This is a genomic window from Streptomyces minutiscleroticus (genome assembly GCF_014650875.1).
Taxonomy (GTDB): domain Bacteria; phylum Actinomycetota; class Actinomycetes; order Streptomycetales; family Streptomycetaceae; genus Streptomyces; species Streptomyces minutiscleroticus.
Window position 1 is genome coordinate 202,809 of the sequence record NZ_BMVU01000001.1, and the last position, 15,120, is coordinate 217,928.

12 protein-coding genes are annotated in these 15,120 nt (G+C 74.1%); 5 read left to right on the forward strand and 7 right to left on the reverse strand.

All coding sequences use genetic code 11. From position 1 onward, the window contains the following. Positions 1-179: 179 nt before the first annotated feature. From IE271_RS00740 to IE271_RS00755, 4 genes are all read right to left on the reverse strand, one after another. Positions 180-605 carry a Fur family transcriptional regulator gene (locus tag IE271_RS00740; RefSeq protein ID WP_190188111.1) on the reverse strand — a complete coding sequence of 142 codons (426 nt, stop codon included), beginning with the start codon at positions 603-605 and terminating at the stop codon, positions 180-182. 59 nt (positions 606-664) lie between these two features. Further along, on the reverse strand, positions 665-1,597 hold the full coding sequence (locus IE271_RS00745) for a metal ABC transporter permease (protein ID WP_190188112.1): 933 nt from the start codon (positions 1,595-1,597) through the stop codon (positions 665-667). Further along, a complete protein-coding gene (locus tag IE271_RS00750) occupies positions 1,597-2,385 on the reverse strand; it encodes a metal ABC transporter ATP-binding protein (protein WP_229919069.1) in 789 nt (262 codons plus the stop codon). Before IE271_RS00750 ends, IE271_RS00745 begins: the two co-directional genes overlap by 1 nt. A gap of 72 nt (positions 2,386-2,457) precedes the next feature. Continuing rightward, positions 2,458-3,441: a metal ABC transporter substrate-binding protein gene (locus tag IE271_RS00755; protein WP_190188113.1), complete on the reverse strand. Its 984-nt coding sequence runs from the start codon at positions 3,439-3,441 to the stop codon at positions 2,458-2,460. Between the two features lie 240 nt (positions 3,442-3,681). Between IE271_RS00755 and IE271_RS00760 the strand changes: the two genes are divergently transcribed. From IE271_RS00760 to IE271_RS00770, 3 genes are all read left to right on the forward strand, one after another. Beyond that, the gene (locus tag IE271_RS00760; protein ID WP_190188114.1) at positions 3,682-5,064 is read left to right on the forward strand and encodes a glycine--tRNA ligase; all 1,383 of its coding nucleotides are present in this window, start codon (positions 3,682-3,684) and stop codon (positions 5,062-5,064) included. A gap of 245 nt (positions 5,065-5,309) precedes the next feature. After that, entirely contained in the window at positions 5,310-6,314 is a 1,005-nt protein-coding gene (locus IE271_RS00765) for an aldo/keto reductase (RefSeq protein WP_190188115.1), read from the forward strand. Positions 6,315-6,340: 26 nt separating this feature from the next. Continuing rightward, the gene (locus IE271_RS00770; protein ID WP_190188116.1) at positions 6,341-6,931 is read left to right on the forward strand and encodes a TetR/AcrR family transcriptional regulator; all 591 of its coding nucleotides are present in this window, start codon (positions 6,341-6,343) and stop codon (positions 6,929-6,931) included. 74 nt (positions 6,932-7,005) lie between these two features. Here IE271_RS00770 and IE271_RS00775 read toward each other — a convergent pair whose 3' ends face one another. After that, a complete protein-coding gene (locus IE271_RS00775) occupies positions 7,006-8,463 on the reverse strand; it encodes an MFS transporter (RefSeq protein WP_190188117.1) in 1,458 nt (485 codons plus the stop codon). A gap of 105 nt (positions 8,464-8,568) precedes the next feature. Here IE271_RS00775 and dusB point away from each other — a divergent pair, with 105 nt between their 5' ends. Next, a complete protein-coding gene (gene dusB, locus IE271_RS00780; protein WP_190188118.1) occupies positions 8,569-9,744 on the forward strand; it encodes a tRNA dihydrouridine synthase DusB in 1,176 nt (391 codons plus the stop codon). 155 nt (positions 9,745-9,899) lie between these two features. On the opposite strand, the gene IE271_RS00785 is transcribed toward dusB, so the two are convergent. Continuing rightward, positions 9,900-11,834: an amylo-alpha-1,6-glucosidase gene (locus IE271_RS00785; protein ID WP_190188119.1), complete on the reverse strand. Its 1,935-nt coding sequence runs from the start codon at positions 11,832-11,834 to the stop codon at positions 9,900-9,902. 110 nt (positions 11,835-11,944) lie between these two features. Then, positions 11,945-13,651 carry an MGH1-like glycoside hydrolase domain-containing protein gene (locus IE271_RS00790; protein WP_190188120.1) on the reverse strand — a complete coding sequence of 569 codons (1,707 nt, stop codon included), beginning with the start codon at positions 13,649-13,651 and terminating at the stop codon, positions 11,945-11,947. 120 nt (positions 13,652-13,771) lie between these two features. On the opposite strand from IE271_RS00790, the gene IE271_RS00795 reads away from it, so the two are divergent. Beyond that, positions 13,772-14,989, forward strand: a complete 1,218-nt coding sequence (locus IE271_RS00795; RefSeq protein WP_190188121.1) for an ROK family protein — start codon at positions 13,772-13,774, stop codon at positions 14,987-14,989. Positions 14,990-15,120: the final 131 nt, after the last annotated feature.

Genomic DNA, 15,120 nt, shown 5'->3' on the forward strand with positions numbered 1-15,120 from the left:
CGCGTCCGCCGCGCGGGCCGGGACGCCCCTGCGGCGCCGCGGCCGGAGCGCCCGTACGCGCCGCCGACGGCGGGCCGTGCCGTCCGGGCCCGGCCCGCGCGCGGGGCCGGACCCGGACGTGACGGAGGGGCTGCGGGCGGCGATCCGCCCACAGCCCCTCCGCCGTGCCCGTACGGGGCTCAGCCCTCGCTCGCCGCGCCGTTCGCGCAGCTCGCGCAGGTGCCGAAGATCTCGACGGTGTGGGCCACGTTCACGTAGCCGTGCTCCGCGGCGATCGCCTCGGCCCACTTCTCCACGGCCGGGCCCTCGACCTCCACGGCGCTGCCGCAGACGCGGCAGACGAGGTGGTGGTGGTGCTCGCCGCTGGAGCAGCGGCGGTAGACCGACTCCCCGTCGGAGGTGCGCAGGACGTCGACCTCGCCCGCGTCGGCGAGGGACTGCAGCGTGCGGTACACCGTGGTGAGCCCGACCGAGTCGCCCTTGTGCTTGAGCATGTCGTGGAGCTCCTGCGCGCTGCGGAACTCGTCCACCTCGTCCAGGGCCGCCGCCACGGCGGCCCGCTGCCGGGTGGAACGGCCGCGTACGGACGGTCCAGCGGTCGTCACCGTTGCCTCCTCACGTCTGCGCCTTGCCCGGCCATTGTGCCAGCCGGAGCGGTGCGCGGTCAGACCGCTGCCCCGTCGCCGGGGCTCCGGGTGGCCGGAACCCGTACGTCCGGGCGATCGGGTCCGGCCTGCGGGATCGCGCACTCCAGCGGGTCGCCCGACGCCTGCGCCGCGGCCCGTGCCCGGCGCCGGGCGAGCGGCGCCGACAGGGCCGTGAGCACGACGAACACGGCGATGGTCAGCAGGACGATCGTCGCCCCGGGCGGCACGTCCTGGTAGTACGAGGTGACCGTGCCGCCGATGGTCACGGCCACGCCGATGGCCACCGCGATCGCGAAGGTCGCGGCGAAGCTCCGGCTGAGCTGCTGCGCGGCGGCCACGGGCACGACCATGAGCGCGCTCACCAGCAGCAGCCCGACCACGCGCATGGCGACGGTGACGGTGACGGCGGCGGTCACGGCCGTCAGCAGGTTCAGCGCGCGCACGGGCAGCCCGGTGACCCGGGCGAACTCCTCGTCCTGGCTGACCGCGAACAGCTGGCGCCGCAGGAGCAGCGTCACCGCCACGACGAAGGCCGCGAGCAGGCAGATCGCGGTGACGTCGCTCTCCGAGACGGTGGACAGCGAGCCGAACAGGTACGAGGTCAGGTTCGAGGTGGAGCCGCCCGGCGCGACGTTGATCAGCAGCACGCCGCCGGCCATGCCGCCGTAGAAGAGCATGGCGAGCGCGATGTCGCCGCGCGTGCGGCCGTACCAGCGGATCAGCTCCATCAGCACGGCGCCGAGCACGGAGACGGCCGTCGCCATCCACACCGGGGAGGTGGAGAGCAGGAAGCCGAGGCCGACGCCGGTCATGGCCACGTGCCCGATGCCGTCGCCCATCAGGGCCTGGCGGCGCTGCACGAGGTAGACGCCGATGGCGGGCGCGGTGACGCCCACCAGCACGGCGGCGAGCAGGGCCCGCTGCATGAAGGCGTAGTTCAACAGGTCCATCAGCTCAGCAGTCCCGTCCGGGTCGGTTCGGCGTGGTCCGCGTGCGGGTGCACGTGGTCGTGGCCGGGCAGGGCGTGCTGTCCGACCGCGCGCGGCGGCGGTCCGTCGTGCAGGACGCAGCCGTCGCGCAGCACGACGGCGCGGTCGATCAGCGGCTCCAGCGGGCCCAGCTCGTGCAGTACGAGCAGGACGGAGACGCCCCGCTCGACCTGCTCGCGCAGGGTCGCGGCGAGCACCTCCTGGCTGGCCAGGTCGACGCCCGCCATGGGCTCGTCCATGATCAGCAGCTCGGGCACGGAGGCCAGGGCGCGGGCGATGAGCACGCGCTGGTGCTGGCCGCCGGAGAGCGCCTCCACGGAGTCCCTGGCGCGGTCGGCCATCCCGACCTGCTCCAGGGCGTGGCGGACGGCGTCCCGGTCGGCTCTGCGCAGCACCCCGAAGCGGGCGCGGGACAGCCGCCCGGAGGACACCACCTCGGTCACCGTCGCGGGCACGCCGCCCGCGGCCGTGGTGCGCTGGGGCACGTAGCCCACGCGCGCCCAGTCGCGGAAGCGGCGCCGCGGGGTGCCGAAGATCTCTATCTCGCCGCCGGTCACCGGGACCTGCCCGACGATCGTGCGGATCGCCGTGGACTTGCCCGAGCCGTTGGCGCCGAGCAGGGCGACGACCTCGCCGCGGCGCACGGCGAGGTCGACGCCGCGCAGCACGCGGCGGGAGCCCAGTTCGGCGGTCACCCCGCGCAGGGAGATCACGGGTTCGCGCGCGGCGTCCTCGCTCACGGTGCTCACGGTGTCCTCCGCACTGTGTCCTCCGTCGTGCTGGTCGTGCTCGTGGTGCCGGTCATGCCGGCGTCCTGGTCGTCACGCCGCGCCCAGGGCCTTCTTCAGGGCCGCGAGGTTGGCGTCCATGACCGCGATGTAGTCGTCGCCCTTCGACTTGTCCGTGATGCCCTCGACCGGGTCCAGCACGTCCGTCTCCAGGCCGGCGTCCCCGGCGAGGGTCTTGGCGGTCCTGTCGCTGACGAGCGTCTCGTAGAAGACCGTGGAGACGCCGTCCGCCTTCGCCATCCTCTCAAGCTCCTTGACGCGGTTGGCGCTGGGCTCGCTCTCCGGGTCCAGGCCGCTGATGGCCTCCTCGGTCAGGCCGTAGCGCTCGGCGAGGTAGCCGAAGGCGGCGTGCGTGGTGATGAACGTCCTGGTCTTCGTGTCCGCGAGGCCCTCCTCGAACCGGGTGTTCAGGGCGTCGAGGTCCTTCACCAGGGCCGCGGTGTTCTTCCTGTAGTCGGCGGCGTGGTCCGGGTCCGCCTTCTCGAAGGCCTTGCCCACGCCCTCGGCGACCTCGGCGTACTTCACCGGGTCCAGCCAGACGTGCGGGTCCTTGCCGCCGGTGTCGTGGTCGTGGCCGTCGTCCTCGGCGTGCTCCTCCCCGGCGTGCTCGTCCTCGGCGTGGTCGTGACCGCCGACCTCGGAGCCGTGCGTCTCCAGGGCGGTCAGGGTCGCGGCGTCGATCTTGTTCTTCAGCTCCGACTGCGCCACCGCGTCGTCCACGGCGGGCTGGAGGCCCTTGAGGTAGAGGACCGCGTCGGACTTCTGGAGTTCCACCGTCTGCTTCGCGCTGATCTCCAGGTCGTGCGGCTCCTGGCCGGGCTCGGTGAGGCTGGTGACGCTCACGTGGTCGCCGCCGATGCGCTCGGCGAGGAAGGCCATCGGGTAGAACGACGCGACGACGTCGAACTTGTCGGTGCCGCCGGCGGCGGAGGAGGACGAGCAGGCGGAGAGCGCGCCCAGGGACAGGGCGGTGACCGCCGTGAGCGCGGCCGCGGGTATGTGTCGTCGTGCGTTCATGACACTCATTTTCACTAAATCTGGAAACGATTGTCAATAATGTGTCCGCAGCGACCGGCTTAGGGCCGGTATGCGGAGCGGGCCGCGCGGCGGCGGGCATACCGATTTGATCCGGGGGGTGCGGCCGCCGGTAATCTGAAGCATTCGCTCTGAAGCGCAGGCTCCGAACGGATCATCCCCGCTGGTGATCGTCCCGGAAGCGACCGCTTCGTCGCCCGTCGTCGTAATGAAGAGAGCACCGTGGCCGCCGACAAGATCGACACCATCGTCAGCCTGAGCAAGCGCCGTGGCTTCGTCTACCCGTGCAGCGAGATCTACGGCGGCCAGCGCGCCGCCTGGGACTACGGGCCGCTGGGTGTCGAGCTCAAGGAGAACCTCAAGCGCCAGTGGTGGCGCTACATGGTGACGTCGCGCGAGGACGTCGTGGGCATCGACTCCTCGGTGATCCTGGCGACCGAGGTCTGGGTGGCCTCCGGGCACGTCGCCACCTTCACCGACCCGCTGACCGAGTGCACCTCCTGCCACAAGCGGTTCCGCGCGGACCACCTGGAGGAGGCCTACGAGGCCAAGCACGGCCGCCTCCCCGAGAACGGCCTCGCCGACCTCAACTGCCCCAACTGCGGCAACAAGGGCACCTTCACCGAGCCCAAGCAGTTCTCGGGCCTGCTCTCCACGCACCTCGGCCCGACCCAGGACAGCGGCTCCGTCGCCTACCTGCGCCCCGAGACCGCGCAGGGCATCTTCACCAACTTCGCCCAGGTCCAGCAGACCTCGCGCCGCAAGCCGCCGTTCGGCATCGCCCAGATGGGCAAGTCGTTCCGCAACGAGATCACGCCGGGCAACTTCATCTTCCGCACCCGCGAGTTCGAGCAGATGGAGATGGAGTTCTTCGTCAAGCCGGGCGAGGACGAGAAGTGGCAGGAGTACTGGATGCAGGAGCGGTGGAACTGGTACACCGGCCTGGGCCTGCGCGAGGAGAACATGCGCTGGTACGAGCACCCGAAGGAGAAGCTCTCCCACTACTCCAAGCGCACCGCGGACATCGAGTACCGCTTCCAGTTCGGCGGTAACGAGTGGGGTGAGCTGGAGGGCGTCGCCAACCGCACCGACTACGACCTCTCCGCGCACTCCAAGGCCTCCGGCCAGGACCTGTCCTACTTCGACCAGGAGGCCGGCGAGCGCTGGACCCCCTACGTCATCGAGCCCGCGGCCGGTGTCGGCCGCGCGATGCTGGCCTTCCTGCTCGACGCCTACGTCGAGGACGAGGCGCCCAACGCCAAGGGCAAGATGGAGAAGCGCACGGTCCTGCGCCTCGACCCGCGCCTGTCGCCGGTGAAGGTCGCGGTCCTGCCGCTGTCCCGCAACCCCGAGCTGTCCCCGAAGGCCAAGGGCCTGGCCCAGGCGCTGCGGCAGCACTGGAACATCGAGTTCGACGACGCGGGCGCCATCGGCCGCCGCTACCGCCGCCAGGACGAGATCGGCACGCCGTTCTGCGTGACGGTCGACTTCGACACCCTGGAGGACAACGCGGTCACCGTCCGTGAGCGCGACTCGATGAAGCAGGAGCGCGTCTCCCTCGACCAGATCGAGAGCTACCTGGCCGGCCGCCTGATCGGCTGCTGAGCCCGCGCCTCTTCGCCCCGAAGCCCCCGGCTCCCGTGAGGGAGCCGGGGGCTTCGCCGTGTCCGGACCGGTTGCCGCCGGCCGGTGCGGTCGCCGGCCGATCCGGCCGGAACGGACCGGCGACACCGTAATGACGACTGACAAAAATTGAAATCTGTCATTCGTCATGCCAGAGTGGAGGTACGGCACGCCGCCGGGCGCGCCCGCCGGGTGCTCCTCTCGCCCGGGAACCCCAAGGAGCTGCCATGCAAACCCGTCCCCTCGGAACCACCGGTCCCCAGGTCTCCGCCCTCGGCCTCGGCTGCATGGGCATGTCCGCGCTGTACGGCGACGCGGACAGGACCGAGTCGATCGCCACCGTCCACGCCGCCCTGGAGGCGGGGGTCACCCTGCTCGACACGGGCGACTTCTACGCCATGGGCCACAACGAGATGCTGATCGGCGAGGCCCTGCGCACGGCCCCCGCGGAGCTGCGCGAGAAGGCGCTGCTCAGCGTGAAGTTCGGCGCCCTGCGCGGTCCCGGCGGCGAGTGGTTCGGCTACGACGGCCGCCCCGCCGCGGTGAAGAACTTCGCGGCGTACTCGCTCCAGCGGCTCGGCGTGGACCACATCGACGTCTACCGCATCGCCCGCGTCGACCCCGACGTCCCGATCGAGGAGACCGTCGGCGCCATCGCCGAGCTGGTCGAGCAGGGGTACGTGCGGCACATCGGCCTCAGCGAGGCCGGCGCGGAGACGATCCGCCGGGCGGCGGCCACGGCCCCGGTCACCGACCTCCAGATCGAGTACTCCCTGATCTCGCGCGGCATCGAGGAGGAGATCCTGCCCACCACGCGCGAGCTGGGCATCGGGATCACCGCCTACGGCGTGCTGTCGCGCGGCCTGATCTCCGGCCACTTCACCCGTGACCGGCGGCTGGCCGCGAACGACTTCCGCGCCATGAGCCCCCGCTTCCAGGGCGAGAACCTGGAGCACAACCTCGGCCTCGTCGAGGCGCTGCGCAAGGTCGCCGACGGCAAGGGGGTCTCGGTCGCGCAGACCGCGATCGCCTGGGTGCTCTCGCGCGGCGAGGACATCGTGCCGCTGGTCGGCGCGCGCACCCGCGAGCGGCTCGGCGAGGCGCTCGGCGCGCTCGACGTGACGCTGGACGACGCCGACCTCGCGGCGATCGAGGAGGCGGTGCCGGCCGGGGCCGCGGCGGGCGAGCGCTACCCGCAGGCGCAGATGTCCCACCTCGACAGCGAGCGCTGACGGCACCGCCGGGTACGGTCGGGGACATGGCACCGAGCACCGAGACCCTGACCGCCGAGCGCATCCTGGAGGCGACCGAGGAGGTGCTGCGCCGCTACGGGCCCGCGAAGGCGACCGTGGTGGACGTGGCCCGCGCGCTCGGCGTCAGCCACGGCAGCGTGTACCGCCACTTCCGGACGAAGGCGGCGCTGCGCGAGGCGGTCACCGAGCGGTGGCTCGACCGCACCTCGCGGGCGCTGGCCGGGATCGCCGCGGAGGACCGCGGCGCGGAGGGGCGGCTGCGGGACTGGTGCGCGGCCCTGTTCACGGCCAAGCGGCACAAGGCGGGCGACGACCCCGAGCTGTTCGCCACGTACATGGTGCTGATCGGGGAGAACAGCGCGGTGGTGGAGCGCCACGTCGCCGACCTCGTCGCCCAGCTCGGCCGCATCGTCGGGGACGGCGTCCGCGCGGGCGCGTTCGCCTCCGCCGACGTCCCGGCCACGGCCCGCGCGGTCTTCGACGCCACGGTCCGCTTCCACGACCCCGCCCACGCGCGGGACTGGGCGCACCCGGGCGCGGACGCGGAGTTCGCGGCGCTGGTGGACCTGGTGGTGCGGGGGCTCAAGGGGGCCTGAGGGGCCCGGGGACCGAGCGGCCCGGGAAGCAAGAGGTTCAAGGGCCGAGGGGCTCGGGCGGGCCGCCGGGGCGGTCACGACGTGGCCGTCGCCCGCGCCGCCTCTCCGACCTCGGCCGACTCCAGGCGTTCCGCGGTGCGCTCCGCCGTGCCGCGGGCCCAGCGGCCGGTCGTCAGGGCGCCGAGGCCCAGGACGGCCAGGCCGCAGGCGGTGAGGATCCACCAGCCGGGCCGGGAGGCCGGGACGAAGGCGTCCGCGTACGAGGACGCGCCCACGCCCGAGGCCAGGACCGCGCCGATCACGGCGACGCCGAGGGTGGAGCCGGTCTGGCGGCTGGTGGAGGCGACGGCGGCGGCGACCCCGGCCTGGGCGCGGGGCATGCCGGAGACGGCGGTGTTGGTGATGGGGGCGTTGACGAGGCCGAAGCCGATGCCGAACAGGACGTAGCCGATCACCAGCGTCACGTTCGAGGTCTCGGCCTCGAAGAGGGCGAAGAGCAGCCCCGCGGCCGTCATCGCGGTGCCGGCGAGGAGCAGCGGCAGGCGCGGGCCGCGGCTGCCGACCAGCCGGCCCGACAGCGGCGCGCACACGAAGCACATGAACGCCATCGGCAGCATCCACAGCCCGGCCTGGAGCGCGGTCAGACCGCGCACGTTCTGCAGGTACAGGGTGGACAGGAAGAGGAAGCCGCCGAGCGCGGCGAACGCGCTGAGCGCGATGCCGGTGGCCCCGCTGAACGGCGCCGAGCGGAAGAAGCGCAGGTCGATGAGGGGTTCCTCGCGGCGCGGCTCGTAGCGCAGCAGGGCGAGCAGCGCCGCCAGCGCCACCGCGCCGAAGCCCAGGGTGTGCGCGGAGGCCAGGCCCGCGGAGGGCGCCTCGATGATCGCGTACGTCAGGGAGCCCAGCAGGGCGACCACCAGGAGCTGGCCGACCGGGTCGGGGCGGCGGGCCCTGGGGGCGCGGGACCCGGGGACGAAGCGGAGCGTGAGCAGGAGGGCGGCGAGGCCCACCGGGACGTTGATCCAGAAGATCGAGCGCCAGCCGACCGAGTCCACGAGCAACCCGCCGACCAGCGGTCCGGCCGCCATCGAGATGCCGACGACGGCGCCCCACACGCCGATGGCGCGGGCGCGCTCGCGCGGGTCCGTGAAGGTGTTGGTGATGATCGACATCGCTACCGGGTTCAGCATCGAGCCGCCGACCGCCTGCACCATGCGGGCGGCGACGAGCAGCTCCAGGCTGGGCGCGAGCGAGCAGAGCACCGAGCCCAGGGTGAAGACGACGAGCCCCGTCATGAAGACCTTGCGGCGGCCGATCCGGTCGGCGGTCGACCCGGCGAGCATCAGCAGCGAGGCCAGGACCAGCGTGTAGGCGTCGATGGTCCACTGCAGTCCCGACACGGAGGCGTCCAGTTCGCGCTGCATCGCGGGCAGGGCGACGTTGAGCACGGTGTTGTCGAGGCTCACGATCAGCAGGCTCATGCAGCAGATGGCGAGCACGAGCAGACGTCGGCGATGGCTGAGCTGGGGCATTGCTCCATCCTAGGCCATTTTCAATAGTGCGCCTAACTAATGACATATGCAGTGATCGCGGATGTCGGGTGCCGGGTACCCCTCGGCGTACGCGACAATGGAGCCATGCCCACGCCCGCTCCCGCCCTCGATGCCCCGCCGTCCACCGCCGCCGCCGGTCCGCTCGCGATCGGTCCGCACACGGTGCGCCCGCCCGTCGTCCTCGCCCCCATGGCCGGGATCACGAACGCGCCCTTCCGCACGCTGTGCCGGGAGTTCAGCGGGGGCAAGGGCCTGTTCGTCAGCGAGATGATCACCACGCGGGCGCTGGTCGAGCGCAACGAGAAGACCATGCAGCTGATCCGCTTCGACGCCTCGGAGACACCGCGCTCGATCCAGCTGTACGGCGTCGATCCGGTGACCGTCGGCAAGGCCGTCCGCATGATCGCGGAGGAGGACCTCGCCGACCACATCGACCTCAACTTCGGCTGCCCGGTGCCCAAGGTCACGCGCAAGGGCGGCGGCTCCGCCCTGCCCTACAAGCGCAACCTGCTGCGGGCCATCCTGCGCGAGGCCGTCGCCGGCGCCGGGGACCTGCCGGTCACCATGAAGATGCGCAAGGGCATCGACGACGACCACATCACGTTCCTGGACGCCGGGCGGATCGCCGTCGAGGAGGGCGTCACGGCGATCGCCCTGCACGGCCGCACCGCCGCCCAGCACTACGGCGGCACGGCCGACTGGGAGTCCATCGCCCGCCTCAAGGAGCACGTGCCGGAGATCCCCGTGCTCGGCAACGGCGACATCTGGTCCGCCGAGGACGCGCTGCGCATGGTGCGCGAGACCGGCTGCGACGGCGTGGTCGTGGGCCGCGGCTGCCTGGGCCGGCCCTGGCTCTTCGCCGACCTGGTGGCGGCCTTCGAGGGGCGGGACGACTTCGCGCGCCCGACGCTGCGCGAGGTGGCCGACGTCATGGTCCGCCACGCCACGCTCCTCGGCGAGTGGCTCGGCGACGAGGCGCGCGGCGTCGTCGACTTCCGCAAGCACGTCGCCTGGTACCTGAAGGGCTTCTCGGTCGGCTCCGAGATGCGCAAGCGCCTCGCCGTCACGTCGTCCCTGCAGGAGCTGCGGGGCGGCCTGGACGAGCTGGACCTCGACCAGCCCTGGCCGGCCGGCGCCGACGGCCCCCGCGGCCGCACCTCGGGCAACAACCGCGTCGTCCTGCCCGACGGCTGGCTCAAGGACCCGTACGACTGCGCGGGCGTCGGCGAGGACGCGGAACTGGACACGTCCGGCGGCTGAGCGGGACCGGCGGCGGACGGGCGGACCCACCGGGGCCCCACCGACCGTGCCGCCCGCCGTACCGGCGCGGGGCGGTGCCGCCGCCCCGCCGCGCGGTCACCCCGCCCCGCCGCGCGGTCACCCCGCCCCGCCGCGCGGTCACCCCGCCCCGCCCCTCAGGCCTCGCCCACCGCCGTCAGCAGCGCCAGCGGGGCCGCCGCCGAGCGGGACTCGCGGACGCAGGCGTGCGGGTAGGGCACCGGCTCGCCGTGGCCGGCGCGGTCGTAGCCGGCGAGGACCTCCGGCAGCCGGTGGCCGGTCGCGGTCGCCGCGTCGACCAGGGCGTGCGCGACCGCGCGGGCCTCGTCGTGCAGTCCGTAGCGGGCCAGGCCGAGGGCGATCAGCGCGTTGTCGTGCGGCCAGACCGAGCCCCGGTGGTACGACAGCGGGTGGTACGCCGCCTGGCCCGCGGCCAGCGTGCGCACGCCCCAGCCGGAGAAGAAGTCGGGCTCCAGGAGCCTGCGGCCGACCAGTTCGCCGTACTCCTTGTCGAGCAGCCCCGACCACAGCAGGTGCCCGGCGTCGGAGGCCAGCGCGTCCACGTGGCGGCCCTCGCCGTCGAGCGCGAGCGCCGGGAAGGCCCGGTCGTGCATCCAGAAGTCCCGCTGGAAGCGGTCGCGCAGGTCGGCCGCCGCCTGTTCGAGCAGCGCCGCGTACACCTCGTCGGTCCAGACCGCGCGGGCGAGCTGGGCGGTGCGGCGCAGCGCGTCGTAGGCGTAGCCCTGCGCGCCCGCCGCCATCACCGGGCCCGACGGGCGGCTCCCGTCGGCGCCGCAGATCGCGCCGGGGGAGTCCTTCCAGTTCTGGTTGGCGAGGCCGCCCTCGTCGGCGCGGTAGACGAGGTAGCCGCGCGAGGTGAGCCCGCCGTGGTCCAGCATCCAGCCGACCGCCGCCCGGGCGTGCGGTTCGAGCCGCCGGGCCAGGGCCAGGTCCCCGGTCCGCTCGACGTACGCCCCGAGCAGCACCAGGAACAGCGGCGTCGCGTCCACGGAGCCGTAGTAGCGCCCGTAGGGCACCTGCCCGAAGTGGGCCAGCTCGCCGTGGCGCACCTCGTGCACGATCTTGCCGGGCTGGGCCACCGCGCCCGCGCCGGTCTCCACGGCCTGCGTCGCGGCCAGCGCCAGGAGCGTGGACGCCGCCGGCTCGGGGCGGTAGGGGAGCGCGAAGAGGGAGGCGATCAGGGCGTCGCGGCCCAGCAGCGTCAGGAACCAGGGCACCCCGGCGGCCGGGACGCGCAGCTCCTCGCCGTCCGGGCCCGCCGCCGCGATCTGCAGGACGGCCAGGTCGGACAGGCCCTGCGCGCAGGCGGCGGCCAGCGCGGGCCAGGCCGCGGGGAAGGGCACGCCGCGCGCCAGCTCCGCCGACGCCTCCTGCTGCCGCTCGCGCACGGCGGCCGGGGAGCGGGGCGCCTCGGGCTCCCGGGCGCCGTGCGGGCGGGCCGAGACCCTCAGGGCCAGCTCGGCGGAGCTGTGCGGCGCCAGCTCCAGGGTCCACACCAGGCGCCGGGCGCCGGTGCCGGTCTCCTCCACGCCGTCCGGGGCGGGCTCGGCGGTCACGGTGGTGCGGGAGCGCCACTCGCCGCGCTGGTAGGTGAAGCGCACCCCGTCGTCCAGCACCTCGCGGCCGCGCACGGCGCCAATCTTGGTGTAGGTGCGGTGGTCGGAGCGCAGCTCGAACTGGTCCGTGAAGTCCGCGTCGGCGGTCACCGCGATGCGCACGACCGTCGGCACCGGGCGGTTGCTCGTCACCCGCAAGGACTCCACCAGCACGCCCTCGGCGACGGCCTGCTCGCGGAAGAGCGTGTACGCGGGCGGCTCCTGGCGGCCGCCGCGCGGCACCAGGACGCAGCGCGCGGTGTCCCCGTCCGCGACGGGCGCGAGTGTCTCGGGCACCGCCCCGTCCACGGTGAGCTGCCAGCGGCTCAGGTGCCGGGCGTCGCGCACGAACAGCCCGTCCGGCGCGCTGCCGCCGCGTACGCCGCTGACGTCCCCGCCGTCGCCCACCGCCGCGAACGTCCCACCGTGCACGAGCAGGTGATGCCGCTCCGTCATCCCCGTTCCCCTCCCTCGGCGTCTGCGCGCCCGGTCGTCGTCGTCCGCTTCGTGTGATGCGCCGCGTGTCGTACGTCCCCATGCCGTGCTGCCGTGCCGTGTGCTCCGCGTCACGCGCTCCGTGCGGCGCCGGACGCGTCCCGCTCCGGCCGGGGCAGGCCGTCCGCGCAGTCGTGCAGCAGGTCCAGCGTCAGCGCGGCCGTCCAGCTGAAGTCGCGCGCGCCGCACCCCTCGCCGGTGTACGGGTCGACGTACTCCGCGAAACCGGACTCCCCGGCGGCGTCGAGCAGCGCCGCCCGCAGCGCGTCCGCGCACGCCTGCTCGCCGTGCGCGCGCAGGCCGCGCTCCAGCAGCCAGTTGGTGTTGAACCACGCCGGGCCCCGCCAGTACCGGTGCGGGTCGAAGGCGTGCCCGGTCAGGTCGTAGCTCGGCGCCAGGCGGGTCGCCGCGCCGAGGCCGAAGTGCGGGCCGCCGGCGGTGCGGACCAGGGCGGCGGCGACGTCGGCGGGCAGGCCGGGCAGCACCAGCGGGATCAGTCCGGCGACGCTCCGCTCGGCGACGAGCGCGCCGGGCGGGGAGGCCGTCGGGGAGCCCGCGGACGGGCCGGCCGCCGGGTCCGCCGCCGCGCCGTCGGCCGGTGTGCGCTGTCCGGGCAGCAGGGGGGCGCCGCTCCCCGGGTGCCGCCCCGGGCGGGCCGTGCCGCGCCCGGGCGCCGCGGGCACGTCGTCGGCAGCGGTGCGCTGCCCCGGCAGCCCGACCCCGGTCCGCGCCTCGCCCCGGACCTCGCCGCCCCGCAGGTCGCGGCAGAGGAACAGCCCCTCGGCCGGGTCCCACAGACGGTCGACCAGGGCCTGGGTCAGCCGCTCGGCCCGGGCGGCGCGGGCCCGGGCCGGGACGCCGATCTCCCGGGCGATCCGGGCGAGGGCGTGCTCGGAGGCGATCAGCAGCGCGTTGAACGCCGGGTCCTCCACCGCGAAGTCGCTCTCCCCGTCGGCGTACCCGCGGTCGCGGTAGTCCGCGGCCAGCCGCACGTACCGCCCGTAGTCCAGGTCCGTCGGGCGGTCCTGGGCCGCCCCGTGGTCGAGGTCCGCGCGCCGGAAGGTGCGCGGCTCGGCCGGAACGATTCGGCTCAGCGGCACGTCCCACGCGGGGCTGTTGTCCATGCCCTGCTCCCAGGGGTGGACCACGGCGGCGAGGCCCCCGCCGCCCAGGTCCCGACGGTGCAGCAGATAGCGGTGCCAGGCCGCGAGGCGGGGGTAGAGCCGGGGCAGGAAGGAGCGCGTCCGCGACAGGCCGGGGTCGGAGGTGTGCACCAGCCACGCGGCGAGCGCGTGCACGGGTGGCTGCACGATGCCGGACGTCTGTACGGTGCGCGGGGCGCCCGCCGCGGCTCCCGCGGTGGACGAGCGCCAGAAGTCGGGGCTCGGGAAGTAGGCGTCCAGCGGCACGGAGGGGTTGAACACGATGTGCGGAACGCGGCCGTCGTCCCACTGCGCGCCGAGCAGCGTCTCCAGCTCCACCTGGGCCCGCAGCGGCGACAGGTGCCGCAGTCCGATCGCGATGAACGCCGAGTCCCACGACCACTGGTGCGGGTACAGGCCGCGTGAGGGGACCGTGGACGTGCCGGTCCAGTTACCGAGCAGTACGCGGGACGCCCGGGCGTGCAGGGAACCGGATCCCGTCACGGTGGCCGGATCGTATGCGACCGCCTGGGCGGGAACGAGCGCGCCGTGGCCGGGGACGGGGGGAGGGACGGGGTGGCGAGAGGGCCGGGACTGCCCGGTGCGGCGGGCGGTGAGCTGGGTCGAGCGGTCCACTCAGGTCTCCCCGGAAGAGATGCGGCCGACCGGTTCTGCCGGTTAAGCCCTAGGGTTACGTCTATTTAACACGCAAAACTCAATATGTAATGCAGAGTTGAGGAAAGCAAGGGGGTGTGCATGGCCGGACGGGCCGGAAGGACCGGCAGCCGGGCGGGCGCCGGAGAGCTGCTCGCACTGGTCCGCAGCGGACGGGCCACGACGCGCGGCGCGCTGCAGCAGGCGACGGGGCTGTCCCGGGCCACGGTCGGTCAGCGGCTCGACCGCCTCTTCCGCGCGGGCTGGCTGCGCGAGGGGGCGGGCGGCCCGGTGGACTCGCCGCTGGGCGGGCGCCCCTCCGTCACGCTGGAGTTCGACGACGCCCACGCGGTCGTCCTCGCCGCCGACCTGGACACCCGGCACGCGCGCGCCGCGGTCCTCTCCCTCGCCGGCGACCTGCTCGTCGAGCACTCGGGGGCGCTGCGCGTCGAGGACGGCCCGGACGCGGTCCTCGGCGAGCTGGGGCACTGGTTCGGGCGGCTGCTGGAGAAGTCGGGCCGGCCGGCGGACGAGGTGTGCGGCATCGGGCTCGCGGTGCCGGGCCCGGTGGACACCGGCACCGGCCGGGTCGTGCAGCCGCCGATCATGCCCGGCTGGGACGGCTACGACATAAGAGGCCGCCTCACCCGTGCCTTCACCGAGCACACGGGCGCCGCCGGCGTCCCGGTCCTCGTCGACAACGACGCCAACCTCATGGCGTACGGCGAACAGCGCGCCGGCTACCCGGACTGCCCGGCGTTCGTGCTGGTCAAGGTGTCCACGGGCATCGGCGCGGGCGTCGTCGTGGACGGCGGGGTCTACCGGGGCCTGGACGGGGGAGCGGGGGACATCGGGCACGTGCGGGTGGCGCGGGGCGCGGACGCGCAGTGCCGGTGCGGGGCGTACGGCTGCCTGGCCGCGGTCGCCGGCGGCGGTGCCGTGGCGCGGCGGCTCGCCGCGTCCGGGGTGCCGGCCGCGTCCGGCTCGGACGTGCGCGACCTGCTCGACGCCGGTCACCCGGAGGCCGCCGCGCTGGCCCGGGAGGCCGGGCGGCACGTCGGCGAGGTGCTGGCGACCGTGGTGACGCTGCTGAACCCCGGCGTGCTGATGATCGCCGGGGACCTGGCCGGGACGCCGTTCCTGACCGGGGTGCGCGAGCTGCTCTACCAGCGGGCGCTGCCGCGCTCCACCGCCCGCCTGGAGGTCGTGACCTCGCGGCTCGGCGAGCGGGCGGGACTGGTCGGGGCGGGCGCGCTGGTCGTGGAGCACCTGTACGCGCCCGAGCGGGCCGAGGAGCGGCTGCTGGCCCTGGGCGTGTGACGTCCCCGTCACGGCCGGGCGCGCGGTCCGAATGGTGGACCTCGGGGGGCGCACTACGGCGTGATTCTCGCCACCCTTGATAAACCTTGCGCTCAGATGAGCAGGGCGCGGGCGGCTGCACTTCCTCAAGG

Excerpts from the sequence above, each read along its gene's own strand:
- IE271_RS00745 (WP_190188112.1), bottom strand. The coding sequence starts at position 1,597 with ATGGACCTGTTGAACTACGCCTTCATGCAGCGGGCCCTGCTCGCCGCC.
- IE271_RS00755 (WP_190188113.1), bottom strand. The coding sequence starts at position 3,441 with ATGAACGCACGACGACACATACCCGCGGCCGCGCTCACGGCGGTCACC.
- IE271_RS00765 (WP_190188115.1), top strand. The coding sequence starts at position 5,310 with ATGCAAACCCGTCCCCTCGGAACCACCGGTCCCCAGGTCTCCGCCCTC.
- IE271_RS00770 (WP_190188116.1), top strand. The coding sequence starts at position 6,341 with ATGGCACCGAGCACCGAGACCCTGACCGCCGAGCGCATCCTGGAGGCG.
- IE271_RS00775 (WP_190188117.1), bottom strand. The coding sequence starts at position 8,463 with ATGCCCCAGCTCAGCCATCGCCGACGTCTGCTCGTGCTCGCCATCTGC.
- dusB (WP_190188118.1), top strand. The coding sequence starts at position 8,569 with ATGCCCACGCCCGCTCCCGCCCTCGATGCCCCGCCGTCCACCGCCGCC.
- IE271_RS00785 (WP_190188119.1), bottom strand. The coding sequence starts at position 11,834 with ATGACGGAGCGGCATCACCTGCTCGTGCACGGTGGGACGTTCGCGGCG.
- IE271_RS00795 (WP_190188121.1), top strand. The coding sequence starts at position 13,772 with ATGGCCGGACGGGCCGGAAGGACCGGCAGCCGGGCGGGCGCCGGAGAG.